This is a genomic window from Gordonia sp. (in: high G+C Gram-positive bacteria) (genome assembly GCF_020438995.1).
Lineage (GTDB): Bacteria > Actinomycetota > Actinomycetes > Mycobacteriales > Mycobacteriaceae > Gordonia.
Genome location: NZ_JAGQTN010000118.1, coordinates 1 through 4,812, shown reverse-complemented (window position 1 = coordinate 4,812; position 4,812 = coordinate 1). Strand labels below are relative to the sequence as shown.

Sequence of the window (4,812 nt, the reverse complement as noted above, 5' to 3'; positions counted from 1 at the left end):
CAGGAGGCACAGACCCCGGGGAGGCCGCAGCGATGCAGTACATGCCAGTCACCGAATCGATGTTCCTGATCGCGGAAACACGCGAGCAGCCGATGCACGTCGGTGGCTTGCAGCTGTTCGAGCCACGCGATGGACAGTCCGCATCCGACCTCGCCGAAGAGGTCTTCGACGCCTTCCACAACGGCACTGAGGTCAGCGACCTGTTCCGCAAGCGGCCCGCGTCGCCCGCCCCGCTCATGGGCAACCTGTTCTGGACCCACGACGACGAGATCGACTTCGACTACCACGTACGCCGCGTCGTCCTGCCCCGTCCGGGCCGCGTGCGTGAGCTGCTGCGTTATGTTTCGCTCAACCACGGCGCCCTCCTCGACCGCAACCGGCCGATGTGGGAGGTCCACATCATCGAGGGCCTCAACGACGGTCGGCTCGCGCTCTACACCAAGGTCCATCACTCGCTCGTCGACGGCGTGACCGCCCTGCGGATCCTCGGGCGCACCCTGTCGACCGACCCCGAGGATCGTTCGGGCCGCACACCGTGGGCGCTGCACAGCAAGCCGCGTCCGCCCAAGGAAAAGACCGAAGAGAAGTCCGGCGGGATCCCGCTCGTCGGCGGCCTGCTCGGAGCCGCCGGTGCCGCGGCCGACGTCGCCGGTCAGGTTGTCGGGCTCGCGCCCGCCGCGGCCAAGATCGCCTGGTCGGCCGTGCGCGACGACGACTACGCCGCGCCACTGACCACCGCGCCCCGCACCCTGCTCGACGTCCCGATCGGCAGCGCCAGGCGTTTCGCCGGCGAGCAGTGGGAGCTCTCGCGCCTGAAATCCGTCGCCAAGGCCCTCGAAATCACCCTCAACGACGTGGTGCTCGCCATGTGCTCAGGGGCGCTGCGCTCGTACCTGATCGACCAGGACGCACTGCCCGATTCGTCGATGGTGGCGACACTGCCGGTGTCGCTGCACTCCGGCGACAACGACAAGGACGGCAACGCCATCACGGCGATCATGTGCAAGCTCGGCACCGAGCAGTCCGACCCAGGACAGCGCGTGCGCACGATCGTCGCCTCCACCAAGGAGGCCAAGAAGGTCGTCCGCGGGCTGGCACCGCTGCAACAGCTGGCCCTTGGCGCGGCCAACGTCGCGCCGCTCGCGCTGGCCGGTATTCCGGGCTTCGTCCGGTACGTCCCGCCGCAGTTCAACCTGATGATCAGCAACGTTCCGGGGCCACGTGAGGAGATGTACTGGAACGGTGCCCGGCTCACCGACGTGTACCCGGTGTCGGTGGTGATGGAAGGTCTGGCCCTCAACATCACCGTGACGACCACCGCGCAGCACATGAACTTCGGTCTGATCGGCGCCCGCAAGGAGCTGCCGAGCCTGCAGCGCCTGCTCACCCACCTCGAGACCGCGCTGGAGGAGTTGGAGAAGCTGGCCGACGTCGCCGGGTCGGTCAAGGGGTAGCCCACCCCCGGTGGATGCCGGGCTAGAACTCAGCGGTTACCGGGCGAGATCTCGGCGCGCGCCGGACCTGCGTCGGCGCGTAATCTTCCTCACAAAGCGCCGCATTCAACGGCCATCTGACTCGACAGTAAGTTACTGGCGAGTATCGTCTTTAGCTATTCGTCACGCAGACCACGGCCACTGGTTAGGTAATCCTTGGCAGCGCCGGGTATGGGTGAGGTTTTACCGTTACGTGTAGTAGACGACATCCACAACGCCCGTCGCTCCGCTCGCCCGGGTCTGCGCGCTCAGCCCTGCACGCAGAACAAGTGGATCGACCAACAGGAAGGCCGGTACGCGCCCGTGACTCCCATGACCGCCACGCTCGGCACAATCGGAGTGCTGATCAGCCTGGCATGCTGGTTCGCGTTCGTCCGCGGCGCATTCGGCATCGTGCGCACCATCCTGCTCGGCCAGAGTGTGCCCAGCTCACGATTCTTCCCCGTGATCCCCCGCATGTGGACGATGATCAAGGAGTTCATCGCCCACACCCGGATGATCAAGTTCCGCACCGTCGGCATCGCCCACTGGCTGGTGATGATCGGCTTCCTCGGCGGCATGCTGCTGTTCTTCGAGGCGTACGGACAGGCCATCAACCCCGAGTTCCACTGGCCGATCATCGGTGCCACCTTCGGCTGGCACCTGTGGGACGAGATCCTCGGTATCGGCACCGTCGTCGGCATCGTCACGCTGATCGTCATCCGGCAGCTCAACCACCCGCGCGTCCCCGAGCGCATCTCACGGTTCTCCGGCTCGCGGTTCGTGCCCGCTTACACGATCGAGGCGATCGTGCTGGTCGAGGGCCTGGGCATGATCTTCGTCAAGGCCGGCAAGATCGCCACCTACCACCACCACAACGCCTACTCCGACTTCTTCACCATGCAGGTGGCCAAGCTGCTGCCCGCGAGCCCCAACATGGTCGGCATCTTCGCGCTGATCAAGCTGCTCTCGGGCAGCATGTTCCTGCTGCTGGTGGGCACGCACCTCAACTGGGGTGTGGCCTGGCACCGGTTCTCGGCGTTCTTCAACATCTACTTCAAGCGTGAGCAGGACGGTGGCGTCGCCCTGGGTGCGGCCAAGCCGATGATGAGCCAGGGCAAGGTCCTGGATCCGGAGACCGCCGACCCCGACGTCGACGCCTTCGGCGCCGGCCGGATCGAGGACTTCAGCTGGAAGGCCTGGCTCGACTTCACCACCTGTACCGAATGCGGTCGCTGCCAGTCGCAGTGCCCCGCCTGGAACACCGGTAAGCCGCTCTCGCCCAAGCTGCTGATCATGTCGCTGCGTGACCACGGCATGACCAAGGCGCCGTACCTGCTGGCCGGTGGCAGCACCGACATGGGCGGTGAGGAGGTCGGTCTGCTCGACGCCGACGGCAAGCCCGACCAGGCCAAGCTCGAGGCCATCCCGGCCGCGGCCCGTGCCGAGGCCGCCCGCAAGCTCGTCGGCGAATCCAAGGGTGCCACCGGCGGCGGCGAGCCCGTAGTCGCCGAGGACGGTGTCTTCGATCCCGAGGCGCTCGGCGCGGTCATCGACACCGAGACATTGTGGAGTTGCACCACCTGCGGTGCGTGCGTCGAACAGTGCCCCGTCGACATCGAACACGTCGACCACATCCTCGACATGCGCCGCTACCAGGTCCTCATCGAATCGGACTTCCCCACCGAGCTCGCCGGCATGTTCAAGAAGCTGGAGACCAAGGGCAATCCGTGGGGCCAGAACGCCGCCGCGCGTACCGCCTGGATCGACGAGATGGACATCGAGATCCCCGTCTTCGGGCAGGACGTCGAGTCGTTCGAGGGCTTCGAGTACCTGTTCTGGGTCGGCTGCGCCGGCGCCTACGAGGACCGGGCGAAGAAGACCACCAAGGCCGTCGCCGAACTCCTCGACATGGCCGCCGTCAACTTCCTGGTCCTCGGCCAGGGCGAAACGTGCACCGGCGACTCGGCCCGGCGTGCGGGCAACGAGTTCCTGTTCCAGATGCTGGCGCAGCAGAACATCGAGATGATGAACCAGGTGTTCGACACCGCGCCGCACCAGCGCAAGAAGATCGTCGTCACCTGCGCCCACTGCTTCAACGCGCTGGGCAACGAGTACCCGCAGGTCGGCGGCACCTACGAGGTCGTGCACCACACCCAGCTGCTCAACCGCCTCGTGCGAGAGAAGCGCCTGGTGCCCGTCGCCCCCGTCAGCGAGGGCGTCACCTACCACGACCCGTGCTACCTGGGCCGCCACAACAAAGTGTACGACGCCCCACGTGAGCTGATGGCAGCGTCAGGATCCACCCTCACCGAGATGCCGCGACACGGCGAACGGTCCATGTGCTGCGGCGCCGGCGGTGCCCGCATGTGGATGGAGGAGCAGATCGGCAAGCGCATCAACGTCGACCGTGTCGACGAGGCACTCGGCGTGCTGGAGACCGCCCCGCAGGAGGTCAAGAAGGTCGCCACCGGCTGCCCGTTCTGTCGCGTCATGCTCACCGACGGCGTCACCGCCCGCACCGCGGGCACCGAACTCGAGGACAAGATCGAGGTCATCGACGTCGCTCAGATGCTGCTCGAATCGGTCAAGCGCGGCGACCCGGTCGAGGTCAAGCGTGGCGGCAAGTTCCTGCACCCGTCGGCACCCGCCCCCGAACCGGAACCCGAGCCCGAGCCCGAGCCGGTGAAGGTCGTCGAGAAGGCCGCGCCGGCCGCCGCCTCCGGCGGTGCCGCCAAGCCCAAGGTGGGCCTGGGCATGAAGGGCGGTATGAAGAAGCCGGGTGGGGCGAAAGCCGCCGCCCCGGCCGCCGAGGCCGCTCCCGCCGCGGAGTCCAAGCCCGCGGCCAAGGGATTCGGCATGAAGGGCGGCATGAAGAAGCCGGGCGGCGCCAAGCCGGCAGCCGCTGCCGCACCCGTCGCCGAGGCACCCGAAGCCGAAAATAAGCCCGCAGCCAAGGGATTCGGCATGAAAGGTGGCATCAAGAAACCCGGCGCCGCCAAGCCCGCCGCCGCCGCTCCCGAAGCCGCTCCCGCGAACGAGGCCCCTGCGGCAGAAAAGAAGCCCGCAGCCAAGGGCTTCGGCATGAAAAGCGGCATCAAGAAGCCGGGTGCGGCCAAACCTGCCGCTGCCGCGGCACCCGCCGCTGTGGCCCCGGTTGCCGAGACCCCGGTTGCCGAGGCTCCGGCCGCAGCGGCGACCACCGAGGCCGGTGCGGCAAAGGCCAAGGGATTCGGTATGGCCGCAGGCAAGAAGCGGCCGGGTGCCAGGCCCGTCGCGAAGCCGGCCGTCGCCGAGCCCGCCGGTGAGGTCGAGGAGATCGCCGATGCCGAGCCGGTTG

The 4,812-nt window shown here is 67.4% G+C and carries 2 protein-coding genes; both read left to right on the top strand.

Translation table 11 applies throughout. The annotated features are described in order from the left end of the window. Positions 1-32: 32 nt before the first annotated feature. The gene (locus tag KDB67_RS09185; protein WP_291015084.1) at positions 33-1,454 is read left to right on the top strand and encodes a wax ester/triacylglycerol synthase family O-acyltransferase; all 1,422 of its coding nucleotides are present in this window, start codon (positions 33-35) and stop codon (positions 1,452-1,454) included. Positions 1,455-1,805: 351 nt separating this feature from the next. After that, positions 1,806-4,812 (top strand): (Fe-S)-binding protein (locus KDB67_RS09180; RefSeq protein WP_291015082.1); only part of this gene is annotated, 3,007 nt, incomplete at its 3' end.

What these genes read in the sequence shown, in the direction of transcription:
- KDB67_RS09185 (WP_291015084.1), top strand. Translation starts at nt 33, where the DNA reads ATGCAGTACATGCCAGTCACCGAATCGATGTTCCTGATCGCGGAAACA.